Genomic DNA, 18,662 nt, shown 5'->3' on the forward strand with positions numbered 1-18,662 from the left:
AAAAAGCTCAGAGCAAGAGCAAAGGAGTTGGCCAATGGAAAAGAAAATCAAAATCGGTATCAGTGCATGTGTTGCTGGACACAAAGTACGTTTCGACACAGGTCATAAACGCTCTCGTTTTTGTACAGACGACCTAGCAGACTACGTGGAATTGGAACCTGTTTGCCCAGAGATGGCTGTTGGTCTTCCAACCCCTCGTCCAACTATTCGTCAAACAAGAATGCTAGATGACATCATCCATGTTTCTCGCCCTGATGGCTCAGGTGATGTGACCAACGAACTGATCGAGTTCGGTCAAAACTACTCAAAGAAAAACCAACACATTGCTGGCTTTATTGTGTGTCAAAAAAGCCCAACCTGCGGTATGGAGCGCGTGAAGGTGTACCACCACCATGGTCGCGGCTCTGAATCGACTGGCGTAGGCATGTTCACCCAACAAATTATGGACGGTAACCCGTTACTCCCCGTTGAAGAAAACGGTCGCCTTAACGATCCCATTTTGCGTGAAAACTTCATGACTCGAGTATTCACATACCAAAAATGGCTCGATCTTGTGGATGAAGGTGTGACCAAACACAAACTGATTCAGTTCCACAGCGCCCACAAGTACCTCGTCATGTGTCACCACGTTGAGGGTTACAAAAGCTTAGGCAAACTGCTAGCGGGTAATGACTTAGAAATCGACGAATTGGCGGCTCAATACATAGAGGGCTTGATGACAGCATTGTCACATCACGCGAATCGAGGCAGTCACGCCAATACGCTGCATCATTTGCAGGGTTACTTTAAGAAACAACTGAGTAGCGCCCACAAACAAGAGTTGACCAACCAAATTGCAGCTTTTCGAGAAGGTGTTATCCCACTGTTAGTGCCGCTGACACTGATCAATCACTACCTGATGGAATACCCGAACGAATACCTAGAATCACAGGTTTACCTAAACCCGCACCCTCAAGAACTTAAACTGAGATACGGATATTGAGCGACATACTATGGATACGACGAGACCTGCGGATTCTCGATAACCCAGCGCTCGTCTCGGCAGTTGAAAACGGCGTAACAATCGCCGTTTTCATTTCAACTCCTCAAACGTGGCAGCAGCACCACCTTGCGCCAATCAAAGCTGATTTTATCTATCGTCATCTAAAACAACTCGATTCCCAGCTCGCTGAATTCGGGATAACGTTGCTTCACCTAAAAGCGACCGATTTTGACGACCAATCCAATCAACTCATCGATCTATGTCAGCAGCTTGATGCCAAGTGCGTCTACGCTAACTCTGAACCAGAGGTCGATGAACAAGCTCGCGATAAAAAGCTGATTTCAAGCGGCCTAAACCTCAAGATCAGCGATTGTGACGTTATGCTGCCACTCGGTAGCGTTCTCAACAAACAAGGCGAAATGTTCAAAGTCTTTACGCCCTTTAAGAACGCTTGGTTAAAAGAAGTTCAGGTGAAAGGCATCATCTGCAGTCCAGCTCCTGTCGAGTCAGCTGAACGTTCACAAACACAGCTTCCTGACGACTTACAAGCCTTAACCCTCTCCGCTGACTATGATTTCGATTTTCCGCGTGTTGATTCGAGTCGCTGGCCATTAAGCCAAGATGTATTGGGCAATGTGATCCCCAATTTCTTAGGCAATAAAGTCAACGACTATGCGCGCCTGAGAGATATTCCCTCAGTTAAAGGAACATCGGGGCTATCACCTTATTTAGCAATTGGCGCAGTGAGCCCACGTTGGTTAGCGATTCAATTGATTCAGCAACAACCCGATCTGTTATTTGATACGCAATTACCGGCCTTTTGTTGGCTCAACGAATTGATTTGGCGAGATTTTTATAAGCATTTGATGTTTCACCATCCTAAACTGGTTAAAGGCGCTAACTTTCAGCAAAAATACAATGGTTTAGATTGGTATCACGATCATCCTAGCTTCAAAGCTTGGTGCGAAGGAAAAACAGGATATCCATTGGTTGATGCAGCAATGCGTCAACTGGTTGAAACGGGCTGGATGCACAACAGGCTAAGAATGGTGGTGGCAAGCTTCCTAACCAAGCACCTGCTTATTGACTGGCGTTGGGGCGAACGTTTCTTTATGTCACACCTTATCGACGGTGACTTTAGTGCCAACAATGGTGGCTGGCAGTGGGCTTCAAGTACAGGCTGTGATGCTCAACCTTACTTCCGAATTTTCAATCCAATCACTCAGAGTGAAAAGTTTGATCCAAAAGGAATTTTTATTCGTAAGTACATACCAGAGCTGCAAAATATCCCAGATAAGCATGTACATTTCCCACATGACTTTATCGCTAAAAACGGAATAGACAGCGAATACTGGCAACCCATCGTTGAGCATAAAGAAGCACGATTGAGAGCCTTAGCCTTCTTCAAATAATTAGAGTGAATATTATGGATAACTCTCTATGGCTTGATAACTTTCTCAACATGTATCGAGAACTCGGAACCGACAATTTCGACGTGCTTAAGACGGTTTATCACCCTGATATTGAATTCCAAGATCCGCTGCATCATGTCAGCGGTATTTCGGCGCTTACGCACTACTTCGAGAACCTCTACACCCAAGTAACCAGCTGTTACTTTCATATCGAACACACTTTCGAAGCGAACGACGAAGCTTCCGTTTACTGGACGATGCAGTTTGCTCACAAGCAATTAAATGGGCAAAAGCCAATCGAAGTACAAGGGCACAGCCACCTTAAGATGCTCGACGGTCAAGTGGTCTACCACAGAGACTACCTCGACGTCGGCTCTATGTTGTACGAACACATTCCAGTACTGGGCTGCGCGATCAAATCCATCAAAAAGAGGGCGAGCCGATAATGCGTATTATGATTACAGGCGCGACCTCTGGTATCGGCCAATCCCTAGCTAAAGATTACGCTCAGCAAGGGCATCAGGTGATTGCTTGTGGCCGCAACTCAGACAAGCTGCAAGCCTTAGTTGACTCGCACGAGACAGACGTCGCGCATTCATCAATTTCACCGCTCTGTTTCGACTTGACTGATTACCACAACTTCCCAGAACTCGACCAAGACAAGCCGCTCGATCTGCTGATTTTAAATGCGGGTGATTGTGAGTACATCGACGACCCAGTGAATTTTGATGCCGAGCTATTCGAGCGCGTCATCAACATAAACCTAATTTCAATTGGCTACGCCCTTAAAGCTTGGTTAAAAAACATCAAGCCCGGCGGCCGTTTGGTTTTAGTCAGCTCCAGCGCCAGCTTTTTACCTTTGCCAAGAGCCGAGGCTTATGGCGCTTCAAAGGCAGCCCTCACCTACTTAGGCAGAACACTTTCGGTTGATCTGGCAACGCACAACATTCATGTCTCAATTGTGCACCCTGGCTTTGTTGAAACGCCATTAACCGAGCGAAATACGTTCTCTATGCCTATGATTATTAGTAGTGAGGCCGCAACTCAGCGAATCGTAAATGGTATCGCTCAAGGAAAGAGTGAAATCGATTTCCCAAGACGATTCATCATGTTGATGAAGCTACTAAGAATGCTCCCAACTCCAGTTTGGCAAAAACTCGCTTCAAGGATGGTATAACAATGAAGAAAATCGCCATTATTGGTTCAGGTATCTCTGGACTCACTTGCGCGCATATATTAGATAAGCACCACGACGTAACAGTATTCGAAAAGAATGATTACGTTGGGGGGCACACCGCGACCGTTGATATTGAACATCAAGGCTCGGCGTTTTCGATAGATACAGGTTTCATCGTATTCAACGATCGAACCTACCCGAATTTCAATCAGCTTCTAGAACAACTCGATGTCGAAAGGCAACCGACTGAGATGAGCTTCAGCGTCCACAACACGACGACCAAGTTTGAATACAACGGCCACAGCATTAATTCGTTATTCGCGCAGAGGAGCAACATCTTCAAACCTCAGTTCTGGTCTTTAGTGTCTGACATTCTCAAGTTCAACAAGCTGTGTAAGGCTCAGTTTGAAAGCAATGAATTCACACCAGACGTTACCCTTGGCAGTTTCCTACGAGATAATCAATTTTCCGACTTTTTCAGCCAGCACTACATCTTACCGATGGGCGCGGCGATTTGGTCGACAAGCTTGGAAGAAATGGAAGAGTTTGAGCTCAAGTTCTTCATTCAGTTTTTCTACAACCATGGATTGCTCGATATCGCGAACCGTCCTCAGTGGTATGTGATACCAAAGGGATCGCGTTCTTATGTTGAAATCATCCTTTCACGCCTAAGTAAGACTGTTGCACTGAATACATCGATTAAACAAGTGACTCGCCAAGAAACAGGCGTCACGATTGAATTTGAAGATGGCAGCGCACAAGGTTTCGACGAAGTAATCTTTGCTTGCCACTCAGACCAAGCCTTACGCTTGCTTGGTGATGCAACAGAACAAGAGCAACAGGTACTGGGCGAGATCCCATACAGCCGCAATGAAGTGGTTCTGCACACCGATACTCGCTTGTTACCAGACAGAAAACTGGCTTGGGCAAGCTGGAACTACATGTTGGATGGCGACAGTAAACGACCTGCTTGTGTCACGTACAACATGAACATTCTGCAAGGCATCGAAAGCCAAGACACCTTCTGTGTCACCTTGAATCAAAGCGAAGCCATCGACCCAGAAAAAATTATTCGCAGCTTTGTTTATCATCACCCGGTACTTAATTCGAACACGGTCGAAGCTCAGCACAAGCGTGAGCAAATCTGTGGCAAAAACCAGACGCACTTTGCTGGCGCTTATTGGTATAACGGCTTCCATGAAGACGGTGTCCACAGTGCACTCGATGTGACCAAACGCTTCGGTTTAGATTTGAGTACGAGTTCCGCGCTATGAACAGTCAAACCCTGACACCCGAGATGGGGATCGCATCCGAAAAGAGTGAAGAGCTCAGCGGTATCTATTGGGGTAACGTCAGACATCGCCGCTTTGGCGACATCACTCATGAGTTCAGCTATCAGCTGTATATGATGGGGTTAGATCTTGATGAGCTACCCCAAACCACAGCGCGCAGTGCGCTGTTCGGAACTCGTTGGTACAACCCGATTCGCTTTGTCGAATCGGATTATCTCGCTGAAAAAAAAGAAAATGTCACCACGGATGAACCAAAATCACTTAAGCAACGTATAGCTTCCAAAGTGCAACAACTTGGTGGGGTTTGGTCTGATTCAAACCGTGTGACGATGCTGGCTCAGTGCCGCTGTTTAGGCATCTACTTCAGCCCAATCAACTGTTTCTTCTGTTATGACGAGACTGGAGATTGTAAGTACATGTTGGCTGAGGTGAGTAACACGCCTTGGCGAGAAAGACACTACTATCTCATCGACATGCACCAAGAATTGAAGGTAAAAAAAGAGTTTCACGTTTCGCCGTTCATGGATTTGAACATGACTTATTTTTGGAAGATTAAGCCACCAGCGAAACGCACGTTAGTTCACATCGAAAGCCGCCGAGACGACAAGCTTTTCGATGCGACACTAGCCCTGACGAAGCAGTCAGTAACCAAGACAAACATTAGACGAACGGTATTCAAGATTCCGGCGATGACGATCAAAGTCGTGATGGGAATTTATTATCAGGCTCTCAAATTATTCCTGAAAAAAGTACCGTTTGTGGCGCATCCAGACTCAACATCTTAAGCGCTTAAAACAGAAATCATTTCTAGCTTGGGTTCGCTCCAATCAAGGAGCTGAACTCAGCTTAGTTGGCACAAAATATTAGAATGAGTTATCAGCGAGGTTTACATGGAACAGCTTGCCAAACAAAACAACAATATTGAACAACAAGCTAAAGCCGTTGCTGTTTCAAGCAACTGTAAATATCGAGCTTTAATCTTCAAGGTGTTAGAAAGCCTGCAATTCGCGACGCTCGAGATCATTGAGCGCGACCAGCATTCGGTGTTCGGTGATCGAGAAGCAGACTTGAAAGGTCGAATCGTGATTCATGATGCGACCTTTTTTAGAGATGTGGTCATCAATGGCAGCATTGGGGCATCTGAAGCCTATATCGATGGTAAATGGACCAGCCCAAACCTCACGCGTGTGATTCAAATCATGGCTCGTAACCAAGCCCAATTGGATGAACTTGATGACAAGACACAGTGGATTTCTCGCATCAAAAACCTCTTGCTGCGTCGCAAGAATGCCAACACCGAACAAGGCTCCAAGCGCAACATTCTCGCCCACTACGATATTGGCAACGAGCTGTATGAGCGCTTCTTAGATAGCTCGATGCAGTACTCTTCCGCTATCTACAGCGAAGACGCAGAAACCTTGTCGAAGGCTCAACAAAACAAAATGAAAACCATCTGTGAGCGACTAGAGCTGTCTGAGAAAGATAGCGTGGTCGAGATAGGCACAGGCTGGGGCGGCTTAGCCATCTTTATGGCACAGCACTACGGTTGTCATGTCACCACAACCACTATTTCAGATGCCCAACATGCGCTTGCTGAACAGAGAGTAAAAGCGCTTGGTTTAACCGACAAAATCACCCTGCTCAAAGAGGATTATCGCAATCTCACTGGTGAGTATGACAAGTTGGTTTCGATCGAGATGATAGAGGCGGTCGGACATGAGTATCTACAAACCTTCTTTGAAAAATGTTCCTCGCTACTTAAGCCCTCAGGCAAGATGCTGATTCAAGCAATTACTATTGCTGACAGCCGTTACGACAAATACCGTAAAGGTGTCGACTTTATTCAGAAGTACATCTTCCCCGGCGGTTGCCTACCTTCTGTTTCAGTGATGACCCAACACCTTGCGACCAGCACCGACCTTGTGGTTCAAGAAATTGATGACATTGGCCTGCACTACGCTCGAACGCTGAATGATTGGAACATCGCCTTTGAAAATAGTTGGGAAGAGCTAGAGTCTCTCGGCTATTCAGAAGAGTTTAAACGCTTATGGACCTTCTACTTCTGCTACTGTGAAGGCGCATTCAAAGAGCGCGTGATCAGCACTCACCATGTAGTCGCAAGAAAACCTCGTTACTTTGGAGCAAAAGATGAAGCGGTTTTGGATTATTAATCTCGTACTGTTTCAAGCGACCTGGGTTTGCAGTGCTTTCTTTACCGCGCAAGCCCCGTTCGTCACACCACTGATTGTAGTGGTTCACTTCCTTCTATCACCGACTCGCAGTAGCGATTTGAAGATACTCATTTTATTACCATTGGGGCTATTGCTTGATAGCCTCTTACTCCACTTCGGCGTGTTTGCCGTCGACTCTGAAATTGCTAATCAATCGTGGTTCCCGGTGTGGCTTGTCTGCCTGTGGATCATGTTCTTAATCAGTTTTAACCACAGCCTAAATTGGCTTTTAAAATGCTCGAAAGTGATCTTGTTTGTCATAGGGTTCGTAGCAGGTACTAGTAGTTATTGGGGAGGCATCAAAGCAGGTGCTCTTCTTACTACTTGGCCAGATGCATCGGTAGTTGCTGCCCTTGCAATAAGTTGGGGGATTTTGTTGCCCTTACTGGTGGCCGCCTACTCCAACTTAATACAACCTAAAATGGCAATAACGAGGTGACTTATGGCTTATCCACGCAACCCGACACAAACGTTCAAACCTGAGTGCGGTATTGTTCGCCCTCATCAGCAAGCAAAAAACACACTTCTAAGCTTTATTACTCTCTCGTTAATTTTTGCTGCGCTGTTATTTTCCGGAAGCGTTAAAGCCTCTGCTGTCGACGATTTAAACAAACGTGGTCAGGGTGAAATGAGTTACCTGTTTTGGACTCTCTACTCCGCAGAATTCTACGCGACTCCAACCAACTCCGAACGAGCTTTGAAGCTTGAGTATTACCGTTCTATCGATAGCAAAGACCTCGTAGACGCGACCGAAGATCAGTGGAACAAGCTTGGCTACTCTAACAGCAACATTCAGCGTTGGTTAAAACCCTTGTACGCGATGTGGCCGAACGTGGAAGAAGGAAGCACACTCACGATTCGTGTCGCTGAAGATAACGTGAGTCGCTTTTATTTCGATGAACAACCGATCGGCACCATCCAAGACAAGCAATTCGGTGAAGCGTTTCTAGCGATTTGGTTGTCTGAAAACACCTCTGAACCCGGTCTTCGTAAACAACTTTTAGGTTTGAACAAATGAATCCAAAAACAACAATAACAAAATTTGCTCTGGCATTTTTTTCACTCACTTGGCTAGTGGGCTGTGGCTCTGCAAGTTTAGAAGACCATGTCGACACTACGCCAGAGCTCAAGCTTGAAACCTTTTTTAATGGCGAGCTAATGGCCTACGGCATGGTGCTCGACCGCTCTGGTAGCTTACTGCGCCGCTTTGATGCCAAACTGATCGCGACTTGGGACGGTGACAACGGAGAAATAAAAGAGTGGTTTTCTTTTGCTGATGGCGAGCGCTCAACTCGCGTTTGGAATCTGATCAAAACGGGCGAAAACACCTATTCTGGGACTGCCAACGATGTCGTTGGAACCGCTTATGGTGAAACCCAAGGTTCTGCGCTGTATTGGAAATATGATCTTGAAATTGAAGTAGACGGCAGCACCTATGAAGTGGTGCTCGATGATTGGATGTTCTTGATGGACGATAAACGCTTGTTCAACAAAACTGAGATGTCCAAGTTTGGCCTTAAAGTCGGAGAGGTCATCTTATACATAGAGAAGATTTAATTTAGCTGCGGTTTCTGATTTTTAGTTTTAAATCGATGACTACATCTACAGTACGTAACGAAACAGCCCATAACGAAAATTGTGGGCTGTTTTGTTTAATCCCTCGAATAGCATACCTGCATGCTCAAGCCACTGTGCTAAGATGCGCCACCAGCATACAAATGGACTAGACTGACACTAAGCAGTTCCCATTTGTTTCGCTAAGCGTAGATTCCCTACCATGAATAATTGAAAAGGCTTTAAAGCATGAGCAAGTTGACCTCAGCGGAGCGTAAAGCTCGCGACAATGAACGTTTCTCACAACGCGTAAACGACCGCAGAGAAAAAGGTGAAGACGTAGTTGCTTACGCACTGACCAACAAAAAAGCTGTAAAATTCCTGACTAAGTCAGAGAAAAAACGTTTCAACGAAACGAGAGCGACTCTGCAAGAAGAGAAGCGAGTGAAAGAACAAGAAGAGCTTAACCGAATCGAAGACGCGTTCACGATCAAACAGTTCGACGACGAAAAATAATCACTTATGATTACTCAAAAGCGCTGGCTCTTATGCCGGCGCTTTTACTTGTTAGTTCTGCTACTTTTTAGCGGTATTATTTCTTACCAAACCAGTCGATTCTTAACGACTTTCCCCACACTCTTACTTCAGCCCTACCGCTAGACCTATCAACCTATCAACCAGGCTATCGATCAACTTTAGCCATAGATCTCAGAAAATCTTAGCCTAGCCCCTTACTATCTCGAATCAACTCTACAAATTTAAGACAGTATGATTTTAATTACCGGATCAAGCAGCGGTTTAGGCGCAGCTCTCGCGAAACAATATGCTAACGCCGCAACCGACGCTCAGCGCGTAGCCATTACAGGTCGCAACGCACAACGTTTAGCAGAAGTAGCGCAAGGCCTACCTGCGAATACCATTAGCCAAGCGTGTGATCTCTGTGATCCGCACTCAGTGAGTGAGTTATTGGATGCGTTACCTGAAATGCCTAAACTGGTGATCCACAGTGCTGGCAGTGGCTACTTCGGTAAGATAGAACAGCAAGATCCAACCACCATCAGCGACATGCTGAAGAACAATATCGAGTCTTCGATCTTTTTGATTCGCGAGCTTGTGCAGCGCTACAAAGATCAATCGGTCACCATTGCAGTGGTGATGTCGACGGCGGCCCAAGGTGCTAAAGCGGAAGAGTCCACCTACTGCGCGGCAAAATGGGCCGTGAAAGGCTTTATCGAATCGGTAAGGTTGGAGCTAAAAGGTCACCCGATGAAAATCGTGGCGGTTTACCCTGGAGGAATGGCGACCGAGTTTTGGAATACAAGCGGTAAAGACATGGATACTTCGAGCTTTATGACCGCGCAAGAAGCCGCTCAGATGCTACAACAGGCGTTGACCAGCACAGAGCATGGATTCGTGTCAGATATCACGATAAACCGCGGCTAGCAGGTAAACAGCTCGCTTAATCGGTAAATAGAGCGACACATTACCAAAGAAATGATTAGAGTAATTATTTGTGAGGGTGAGCATGAAAGTGTGCGACAATGCTCGGCGTAAATTCATATTCAAGGTTTATTATGAAACTTCTAGTTCGTAACCTATCGCGCTCTACCTCTGAGCAAGACATCCGTGTGCTATTTTCTGAGTTTGGCTCAGTAAAAGAGTGCAGCCTAGTTTTAGACCAAGAAACTGGCGACTCAAAAGGCTTCGCTTTTGTTGAAATGCCAGAGCAAGAAGAAGCTAAAGCGGCACTAAACAAGCTGAACTTGTCAAAGCTTGGCAAAAACACGATTCGTGTAAAAGTAGCGAACTCTTAATCGATTCAATGCTTCATAAGCCGCATGGCTTAGCTTAACAGCAGCACAGATGATAAAGCCCGTAACGATATGACGTTTTCCAGCGCAATATCGTTACGGGCTTTTTGCTGCTCGCAATTCTCTTTTCACACGATTTGAATACGCCTACAGACCTTCATGTTCATCAATAGCACGTCTTGCTTCGGCCATTGAACATCCAGATTCCATCACCAGCTGAGCCACAGTCATTGAAGGTGTAGCGGCCAACAGAGATGCCAAACACACCACGGGTTTAGGCAGCACTTTGTCGATTGCAATTGCTATCCAACCGTCTTTTTCATGGGTTAACATCGTTTTAAATTCAACGAGTTGATACTCTTGAGCGACCAACAGCCAATTACGCGAACGACGAACTCGTTTCAACTGACATCCACATTCCGCAGCATTCACCATCACTTGGCTTTTATCACTCACACGATGTACAAAACTATTCAATGGGACGCTAAACATAACTCTCTGCTAATCAATCTATTCCTACCATTCAAGAGCTCTCTACCTATCTCTCAAAACTTTCTAACTGTCACTCAATTAAAACCGTACGTAGGATTACACAGACACAAAAAAACCGCCAGTGATGCACTAAGCAACCTCGCGGTTTTTGGATGTTAACGTGTGTGGTTTACGCTTTAGTTTCTACCACAATGTCCGTTTTTACCGAGTTCGCGATAAAGCAGTTTTTGTGCGCCAAGTGGTGCAGTTTGTCGAGCTGCTTGGCGGTGGGCTTTTTGGTACCTAAAAACACAATTTTAGGGCGCAGAGTCACCTTAGTGACCGATGAGCGGCCAGATTCATCTTCTTCCAACACACCAATCGCATCATCGACATAGGAGTCGATCACGTACTTCTGCTTTGCGGCAATGCCCAAAAACGTCAGCATATGGCAGCTAGAAAGTGCCGCGATAAACGCTTCTTCTGGATCAACATTCGCTTCCACCGAAAACGGCAGTGGCACAACATGTGGAGAGGACGAAGCAGGCACAGTGACACCACCATCGAACTCCCACGTATGACCTCGACTGTATTGATTGTCGCTAAAGACTTCATCTTCTGCTTTTTTCCAGCGAATGATCGCTCCGTATTCAGACATAATTCCTTCCTTTTTTATGCTCAATAAATTAACGATCAGCTGGATGATTGACACCATCGTTGGTCACCACATCACCAATATCAAAAGGGTTTACCCCTTCCAAACAGCCGATGTTAAAACCGTATTCATTTGGGCTAGAACGGCGTTGATGATGGGTATAGATGCCGCAGTTTGAGCAGAAATAATGCTTTGCGGTGTTGGTATTGAATTGATATAACTTGAGATGCTCGGCACCTTTGAGGATCTTGATACCATCCAACGCAACAGAACCAACAATCGCGCCTTTTCGACGACAGATAGAGCAATCGCAGCGACGTGGTTTTTCTATCCCGTTAGGTAAGCTGAACTCTAGTTCAACCGCACCGCAATGGCAGGTTGCCTTGTGAAAAGGTTGGATAACCGTATCTCCGACGACTTTCATTTTTCTCTCCAATCACATCCTTATGTTGGTCGTATCATAACCAGTTCAATGTTCTCTGTCCGTACCCGGGTGTTGAGTTCGAGAGATCTGTCATGCGCTGCTTCTCGGCTAATCTAACTAGACTTTTCAACCAAATCGCCAAACCGCTCAAACAAGAAATCAAGAAACAACCGGATACGCTTGGGCTGATATTTCTTGCTGATGTACACCACATTCAAATCGGCACTCGACACCGACATCGCGGTGTTGAAGTTCTTCATGTAGCCATTAAGCAGCGTCACAAGGCGCTGGTTATTGATGTCGCCTTGCACATCCAGTACCGATTTAAGAGCAATGCCCTCGCCTTTTAATGCCCAGTAGCGAATCACTTCGCCATCGTCTGAAAATCGCTTTGGAACAACAGTAATCGACTTCTTCATATCATGATCTTGGAAGTGCCATGTCTTGAGCTCTTCATTGCTGCGCAGCATGGCTAAACAATCGTGATCAACCAAATCTTGTGGTGTTAACGGTGTTCCATGCTTGGCAAGATATTCAGGAGAAGCACACAGCACACGTCGGCTTGGTGACAAGCGTCTGGATATCAAACTGCTGTCGACCAATTCACCATAACGGACCACGATATCCATGCCAGATTCAGCAATGTTCGAGAGGTTATCGTTCAAGTAGAGGTAAGGGATCACGTCGGGATATTGCTGACAGAACTCAGAGAGAATCGGAAGAATGTACTGCTTTCCGATGTCTTTCGGCGCGGCGATTTTGAGTGGACCTTTGACCTCTTTGACGCCATTTTGGATCAGGTTTTCGGCCTCACTGACATTATCCAATATCTCCAGACACGCCTTGTGATACAGCTCGCCAGAGTCGGTTAAAGACACATGGCGCGTACTTCGATTCAACAACTTCACACCATATCGCTCTTCCAGCGCTTGAAGCCTTGCTGTCATGGTCGCAGGTGATAAACCCAGTTCGCGCCCAGCCGCCGCTAACCCGTGATGCTTAACAATACTGACGAACATCGCCATATCTGAAAACTTATCCATACGATTCTCGCTTCCGTCTCTTCGTCTTACTTCTCGATCTTAATGCTCGATCTGAATACTCAGCGACACTATTCAGATTAACCGAATAATGAATTTATATTTTAACCAATTATCAAATTTAGTCGAATAAATATAATGACAAACATCAACAGAACAACGCAGGAATTCAGAGCATGACTAACGAATCGACTAATCAAGAGCAACGCACTTTCGTCATCATTGGTGGCACATCAGGCATCGGTAAAGCACTCGCGATGAAATTGAGAAACGAAAACAACACAGTGCACGTCGCTAGCCGACATACAGGCCTTAATATCAGCAATGAAAAGTCAATTTGTGAATACTTCGAATCGATTGGCGTGTTTGACCACTTAGTCGTAACGGCTGGCTCATCCGCTCCCGCAGGAAAAGTAACAGACGTAGCAACCGCAGACGCTAAGACAGCTTTTGACACTAAGTTTTGGGGCAGCTTAAACGTAGCAAAACATGCCTCACGCTACATGACGCCAAACGGCTCTATCACGCTCACGACAGGCATGTTGTCTCGCAAAGTAGTGGCTGGCACTTACGTAAAAACCGCCATCAATGCCGCACTAGAAAGCGTGACTAAAATACTGGCGAAAGAGCTGTCACCCATTCGAGTCAATGCCGTTAGCCCGGGTTTAACCATGACGGAAGCCTACAAAAACATGGACGATTCCGCTCGTACAAGCATGTACGACAACGCCAAAAATAACCTACCCGCAGGCAAGGTTGGCGAGCCTTCAGAGGTGGCTATGGGTTACCTATTCGCGATTAACAACCCATACGTAACAGGGTCAATCATCGACATCGACGGCGGCGCTCTACTCGGCTAACACTCCGCAAAGAAGCAAAGAAGCAAAGACATAAAGAACAATCGTTAGGGCGTGTATCTCACGTCCTAACAAACAAGAATTAACACAGGTACTTCACTATGAAATCAGAAGCGATCCATAAAGAAAAGATCCCATTCCAAGTTTGGATACTGACACTCGCAGCTTTTGCCATCGGCACCGCTGAGTTTGTTATTGCAGGCATCCTTCCACAAATTGCCACATCCCTTTCGATCACCGAAGGTCAAGCCGGATACCTAATCAGTGCTTACGCATTGGCTATCGTTATTGGTGGCCCGATCTTAACCATCTACCTCGCACGTTTTAACAAGAAGATGGTACTGATTGGCTTAATGGCACTGTTCATCATCGGTAATGTCTTATCAGCCCTTGCTCCTAGCTACCCACTTCTACTTGCCAGCCGTGTGATCGCAGGCTTAGTGCAAGGCCCTTTCTATGGCATCGGTGCGGTTGTCGCAACCAACTTAGTGTCTGAAAAAATGGCAGGTCGTGCCGTTGGTCAGATGTTCGCAGGCCTAACACTCGCTAACGTTCTTGGCGTTCCAGCGGGTACTTGGGTTAGCTTGCAATTCGGCTGGCACACCACTTTCTTTACCGTGGCTGCACTTGGCACGATTGCGATGATTTCTATCCTGACGTCAATCAAATCAACGGGTCACAGCGAAGCGAAAGACATCAAAACTCAGCTTTTAGCGTTCAAAAACCCAATGCTGCTGATCAGCTTGGCGATCACCGCTTTTGCTTGGTCTGGTTTCATGACGCTTTACGGCTACCTTGCGCCTATCGCCATGCACATCACGGGTTACGGTCAAGAATCAGTCACTTGGATCTTAGTGATTGTTGGTGTCGGCTTAATCATCGGTAACACCTTGGGCGGCCGCACTTCTGACAAAGATTTAGGCAAAGCATCGATGTTTTGGGCTATCGCGATGATCGCTTCATTAGTAGTGGTTGGCCTTGTTGTAGACAACAAAATCCTATTCGTTGCAGCGGCATTTGTCTTTGGTATTGCATCATTTGCGAACGTTCCAGCAATGCAACTTCGAGTGATGAACAACGGTGGCGAAGGCCAAGAGCTAGCAGCAACCGCGAATATCTCAGCGTTTAATTTAGCCAATGCCTTTGGTGGCTTCCTAGGCGGCATGGTACTCGACAGCCAGCTAGGCGCAGGAATGATTCCATTCGCAGCCGTTGTTGTCCCAGTGATTGGTTTGTTGCTTATTGCGAAAGCCAACCGAGCTGAAAAGCCACAAAACGACTCTATCTTCAGCCCTGCGGAATCGAAATAGTGACCACCGCACGCTAAATCAATCAATACATTACCGACACAAGGTAAATACCATGAGCAAATTATTCGAAACAGCAGAACTCAAAGATCTAGAACTACAAAACCGTGTGGTTATGGCGCCCATGACTCGCGCTCGCACAAGCCAACCTGGAAACGTGCCAAATGAAATGATGGCGACTTACTACCAACAACGTGCCAGTGCAGGGCTCATCATCACTGAAGCGACACAAATCTCAGATGACTCTCAAGGGTACTCATTCACACCCGGCGTTTACACAAGCGAACAAGTGAAAGGCTGGCAAGGTGTCACCTCTGCCGCTAAAGAACAAGGCGCAGCGATATTCTGCCAGCTATGGCATGTAGGCCGAGTATCACACCCTACCTTTCAAAAAGGCGAGTTACCGATTGCACCTTCTGCATTAGCTCCAATAGAAACGCAGGTTTGGATCTCTGATGAGAATGGTAACGGCAACATGGTGGATTGCATCCAACCAAGAGAGATGACCCAAGCAGACATCGATCGTGTTGTTCAAGATTTTGCTAACTCAGCGAAAAAAGCAGTCGAGGCAGGGTTCAACGGAGTGGAAATACACGGTGGCAATGGCTACCTGATTGATCAGTTCCTAAGAACCAACTCAAACAAACGCACCGACAACTACGGCGGTAGCCGCGAGAACCGACTTCGCTTCCTAATCGAAGTTATGGATGCAGTGATTGATGCAATTGGCGCAGACAAAGTAGGCGTACGCTTGGCTCCGTTCATCACCTTCAAAGACATGAACTGCCCAGATATCGTACCAACGATTTTAGAAGCTTCAAAAGCGCTACAAGCTCGTAATATCGCTTATCTGCACCTTTCAGAAGCCGATTGGGATGATGCTCCAGTTATCCCTGAAAGCTTCCGTGTCGAACTAAGAGCCTTGTTCTCTAACACCATCATCGTTGCCGGCAGCTACACACCACAACGCGCCGAAGAAGTACTAAGCAAAGGCTACGCCGATCTCGTCGCATTTGGTCGCCCATTCGTTGCTAACCCAGATCTAGTTTCACGCCTACAAAACGGCAGCGAACTATCAGAACTTGATGGCGCCACTCTGTTCGGCGGCAACGAAAAAGGCTACATCGATTATCCAGTGTTGTAGTGAATCTTAAATTGATAGAACTGCCTTAGATTTTCCTTCAGGCAAAAGAAAGGCTCGCATGACTAGTGCGAGCCTAATGCAGTTTAGGGGGTAAACCACAATCTGATATTAATCTGGGACTAATTATTTAACTTATGAGCCATTATGCACTTGTGCGCATTGATATTCTATTTTTAAATGATTCACTGCAATTAATCAATCGATAAAAGTTAGCGTTTGGTCAATTTAAACCATATAAATAACAGTGATTTAGTGAACAGCGTCTAGAAATTCATCATAAACCCCATATAAATCAGATTTATAGACTTCTCATTTGCCAATAACCCTCACCATTGGTTGCGAGCTGACTATGTAAGTAATCCAGAGTATCAGCCACTGTTCCAGCAATGCCTTGTGGTGGATTGAACAACAGTAAACCACTGCCGATCAGACGATCGTCACCCTTGGGATCTCTTAGTCGCAATTCAGATTTAATTGGACTTGGTAGTAAACCATCTTTCACCGCTGTCACACAGTGGTTCAGAATCAGTGAGCTCTTGTCATCCGTATAAAGTGGATACCAAATCAAGGCAGATACTTTCTCAGACTGTTGATAAGCCTTAACCAAGGCATCAATCACTGCGAGATATTCAGAATCAGTTTCGTAAGGTGGGTCAATCACGATCAGGTGGTGGTTATCATGCTTGGCCACATCATCAGGCAGCGCTTTGAGCCCGTCGCCTGCGGTGATAGTTAGCTTACTTGAGACATCAAGATCGCGTTGCAGCTTCTCAATGTTGGTTTGTAATAGGTCGGCTTCGTCTTGCTGGATGTCTGAAAAATAGAAACTGTCTTGGCTGCGGCCTTGTTGATAGGTAATGGCAGCAGAACCGGGATACAAAGAGATAAGCTGATTCGGATTGTAGTATTCCAGCACCGTCATAAAAGAACTGAATGCCGACGGAAGATAAGCCTTATTTCGCCACAAGTATCCGACCCCTTCCGCAAACTCGCCCGCGTGATTGCTTGGTGCTGTGGTGAGGTCATAACACCCTGTACCAGAGTGCGTGTCGATAACGTTGAGGCGAGAGTGTTGCTGCATTAATGATTTAACCAGTGCACTTAAAACTGGATGCTTGAGTGCATCCCCATGGTCGCCTACATGACATTGATGTCGATATTCCATTCCTTTGCCTCATTTCTACTGACGTCATCTAAACATACTTCATATCATGGGGGCTTGCCTGCTCAATCCATCGTTTTTTGAAATAGGCTCTCTTTTCTGTAACTGTTTGACTCTTATAAAAAATAAAGCCCCTCGTTTTACTATAAACGAAGGGCTTTGTTGACGTTACTGACTAAGTTGTACTGTTAACCAATAGATAACCTAAGGGTACTCACCCTCAACTTCTACCGGCGCTTTCACTTGGTAGTGACAAGGCTGTAGACCAAGTAACTTAGGCAGTGTGATACCTACTGAAACTGAAGACCACGTACCGCTGACAATACCTACAACCAGTGCAATCGCGAAACCTTGCAGCGCAGCGCCACCAAGTAGCCAAAGTGCAGATACGGTGATTAGCGTTGTACCTGAGGTCACCATGGTGCGTGAGAAGGTCGCTTTAACCGATTCGTTAAGCAGGTTGTCAGTGTCACCATTTGGATTACCACGCAGCATCTCACGGACACGGTCGGCAATGATGATCGAGTCATTCAATGAATAACCCAAAATCGCCAACACAGCCGCTAACACAGTCAGGTTGAACTCGAACTGAGTAAAAGCGAACAGACCCAAGATAAGCGTCACGTCATAGATGATCGCGGCAAGGGCGCCGAGAGCTAAACGCCATTCAAAACGTACACTCAGGTACAGCATGATCATTAGGAAACACACCAATACCGCTAAGCCACCTTGGTCAACCATGTCTTGACCAACTTGAGGGCCAACCACGCTGCTGTTAAGCACTTTTACTTGGTCGCTAACAGAAGACAAAGCATCCACTAAGTTTGGCTGTGGAGCATCTGTCAGTTGGCTATAACGGATTGTCCAGCGATCCTGTTCTGCCATACCAACCACTTGCACATCTTGTTGGAAGGCCGTATCAAGTTTTGTTTTTAACGCATCTTTGGTGACTTGATCAGAGAGCTGAACCTCAGCAACCACACCACCTGTGAAGTCCAAGCCCCAGTTAAAACCTTTCACTGCCACCAGCATCACAGAGCTCATGAACAGCACAATAGAAATCACAGACATCACCTTACGAAGGAGAGTCATATTGCTATTTGAAAAATAGCGGTCTGAAATAGTCATTTTTGAAGTACTCAT

The 18,662-nt window shown here is 46.1% G+C and carries 22 protein-coding genes; 16 read left to right on the top strand and 6 right to left on the bottom strand.

All coding sequences use genetic code 11. The annotated features are described in order from the left end of the window. Positions 1–34 precede the first annotated feature (34 nt). From AB6E30_RS03465 to AB6E30_RS03525, 13 genes are all read left to right on the top strand, one after another. Positions 35–982, top strand: coding sequence for a DUF523 and DUF1722 domain-containing protein (locus tag AB6E30_RS03465; protein ID WP_017070215.1), 948 nt, complete (start codon positions 35–37; stop codon positions 980–982). Beyond that, a complete protein-coding gene (phrB, locus tag AB6E30_RS03470; RefSeq protein WP_372083735.1) occupies positions 979–2,394 on the top strand; it encodes a deoxyribodipyrimidine photo-lyase in 1,416 nt (471 codons plus the stop codon). Before AB6E30_RS03465 ends, phrB begins: the two co-directional genes overlap by 4 nt. A gap of 14 nt (positions 2,395–2,408) precedes the next feature. Next, positions 2,409–2,840: a nuclear transport factor 2 family protein gene (locus AB6E30_RS03475; RefSeq protein ID WP_017061283.1), complete on the top strand. Its 432-nt coding sequence runs from the start codon at positions 2,409–2,411 to the stop codon at positions 2,838–2,840. Then, positions 2,840–3,571, top strand: a complete 732-nt coding sequence (locus tag AB6E30_RS03480; RefSeq protein ID WP_017061282.1) for an SDR family NAD(P)-dependent oxidoreductase — start codon at positions 2,840–2,842, stop codon at positions 3,569–3,571. Before AB6E30_RS03475 ends, AB6E30_RS03480 begins: the two co-directional genes overlap by 1 nt. A gap of 2 nt (positions 3,572–3,573) precedes the next feature. Then, on the top strand, positions 3,574–4,845 hold the full coding sequence (locus AB6E30_RS03485; protein ID WP_102428126.1) for an NAD(P)/FAD-dependent oxidoreductase: 1,272 nt from the start codon (positions 3,574–3,576) through the stop codon (positions 4,843–4,845). Then, positions 4,842–5,648, top strand: coding sequence for a DUF1365 domain-containing protein (locus tag AB6E30_RS03490; protein WP_017061280.1), 807 nt, complete (start codon positions 4,842–4,844; stop codon positions 5,646–5,648). Before AB6E30_RS03485 ends, AB6E30_RS03490 begins: the two co-directional genes overlap by 4 nt. Positions 5,649–5,753: 105 nt before the next feature. Continuing rightward, on the top strand, positions 5,754–7,034 hold the full coding sequence (locus tag AB6E30_RS03495; RefSeq protein ID WP_102428125.1) for a cyclopropane-fatty-acyl-phospholipid synthase family protein: 1,281 nt from the start codon (positions 5,754–5,756) through the stop codon (positions 7,032–7,034). Beyond that, positions 7,012–7,533, top strand: a complete 522-nt coding sequence (locus tag AB6E30_RS03500; protein ID WP_017061278.1) for a DUF2878 domain-containing protein — start codon at positions 7,012–7,014, stop codon at positions 7,531–7,533. The genes AB6E30_RS03495 and AB6E30_RS03500 overlap by 23 nt, the downstream gene beginning before the upstream one ends. A gap of 3 nt (positions 7,534–7,536) precedes the next feature. Continuing rightward, positions 7,537–8,112: a chalcone isomerase family protein gene (locus tag AB6E30_RS03505; protein WP_372102605.1), complete on the top strand. Its 576-nt coding sequence runs from the start codon at positions 7,537–7,539 to the stop codon at positions 8,110–8,112. After that, complete coding sequence (locus AB6E30_RS03510) at positions 8,109–8,651, top strand: DUF3833 domain-containing protein (RefSeq protein WP_372102607.1); 543 nt, start codon at positions 8,109–8,111, stop codon at positions 8,649–8,651. Before AB6E30_RS03505 ends, AB6E30_RS03510 begins: the two co-directional genes overlap by 4 nt. 246 nt (positions 8,652–8,897) lie before the next feature. Beyond that, positions 8,898–9,164 carry a hypothetical protein gene (locus AB6E30_RS03515; RefSeq protein WP_048610083.1) on the top strand — a complete coding sequence of 89 codons (267 nt, stop codon included), beginning with the start codon at positions 8,898–8,900 and terminating at the stop codon, positions 9,162–9,164. A 252-nt stretch (positions 9,165–9,416) separates the two neighbouring features. After that, positions 9,417–10,091 (top strand): SDR family NAD(P)-dependent oxidoreductase, encoded by a 675-nt coding sequence (locus tag AB6E30_RS03520; protein ID WP_372102609.1) that lies wholly within the window; start codon positions 9,417–9,419, stop codon positions 10,089–10,091. A 131-nt stretch (positions 10,092–10,222) separates the two neighbouring features. Further along, positions 10,223–10,462 carry an RNA-binding protein gene (locus tag AB6E30_RS03525; protein WP_017061273.1) on the top strand — a complete coding sequence of 80 codons (240 nt, stop codon included), beginning with the start codon at positions 10,223–10,225 and terminating at the stop codon, positions 10,460–10,462. A gap of 144 nt (positions 10,463–10,606) precedes the next feature. Here AB6E30_RS03525 and AB6E30_RS03530 read toward each other — a convergent pair whose 3' ends face one another. The 4 genes from AB6E30_RS03530 to AB6E30_RS03545 form a co-directional block, all read right to left on the bottom strand. After that, a complete protein-coding gene (locus tag AB6E30_RS03530) occupies positions 10,607–10,951 on the bottom strand; it encodes a ribosome recycling factor family protein (protein WP_017061272.1) in 345 nt (114 codons plus the stop codon). 169 nt (positions 10,952–11,120) lie between these two features. Further along, positions 11,121–11,588, bottom strand: coding sequence for an OsmC family protein (locus AB6E30_RS03535; RefSeq protein WP_017065091.1), 468 nt, complete (start codon positions 11,586–11,588; stop codon positions 11,121–11,123). Between the two features lie 28 nt (positions 11,589–11,616). Beyond that, positions 11,617–12,009 (bottom strand): GFA family protein, encoded by a 393-nt coding sequence (locus AB6E30_RS03540; RefSeq protein ID WP_102320400.1) that lies wholly within the window; start codon positions 12,007–12,009, stop codon positions 11,617–11,619. Positions 12,010–12,122: 113 nt separating this feature from the next. Then, positions 12,123–13,052, bottom strand: coding sequence for a LysR family transcriptional regulator (locus AB6E30_RS03545; RefSeq protein WP_102320399.1), 930 nt, complete (start codon positions 13,050–13,052; stop codon positions 12,123–12,125). A 173-nt stretch (positions 13,053–13,225) separates the two neighbouring features. On the opposite strand from AB6E30_RS03545, the gene AB6E30_RS03550 reads away from it, so the two are divergent. The 3 genes from AB6E30_RS03550 to AB6E30_RS03560 all read left to right on the top strand — a co-directional run bounded on the left by AB6E30_RS03550 (position 13,226) and on the right by AB6E30_RS03560 (position 16,357). Further along, on the top strand, positions 13,226–13,909 hold the full coding sequence (locus tag AB6E30_RS03550; protein WP_372054503.1) for an SDR family oxidoreductase: 684 nt from the start codon (positions 13,226–13,228) through the stop codon (positions 13,907–13,909). Between the two features lie 98 nt (positions 13,910–14,007). Further along, positions 14,008–15,216 (top strand): MFS transporter, encoded by a 1,209-nt coding sequence (locus tag AB6E30_RS03555; protein WP_372102611.1) that lies wholly within the window; start codon positions 14,008–14,010, stop codon positions 15,214–15,216. A gap of 52 nt (positions 15,217–15,268) precedes the next feature. Beyond that, complete coding sequence (locus AB6E30_RS03560; RefSeq protein ID WP_372102613.1) at positions 15,269–16,357, top strand: alkene reductase; 1,089 nt, start codon at positions 15,269–15,271, stop codon at positions 16,355–16,357. A gap of 298 nt (positions 16,358–16,655) precedes the next feature. Here the strand turns inward: AB6E30_RS03560 and rlmJ are convergent, their stop codons facing one another. Together rlmJ and secF are read right to left on the bottom strand one after the other, a co-directional pair. Then, complete coding sequence (rlmJ, locus tag AB6E30_RS03565; protein WP_372102615.1) at positions 16,656–17,522, bottom strand: 23S rRNA (adenine(2030)-N(6))-methyltransferase RlmJ; 867 nt, start codon at positions 17,520–17,522, stop codon at positions 16,656–16,658. Positions 17,523–17,723: 201 nt separating this feature from the next. Beyond that, complete coding sequence (gene secF, locus AB6E30_RS03570; RefSeq protein WP_372102617.1) at positions 17,724–18,662, bottom strand: protein translocase subunit SecF; 939 nt, start codon at positions 18,660–18,662, stop codon at positions 17,724–17,726.

The sequence above is a fragment of the Vibrio sp. 10N.247.311.12 genome, from assembly GCF_041467515.1.
Lineage (GTDB): Bacteria > Pseudomonadota > Gammaproteobacteria > Enterobacterales > Vibrionaceae > Vibrio > Vibrio crassostreae_C.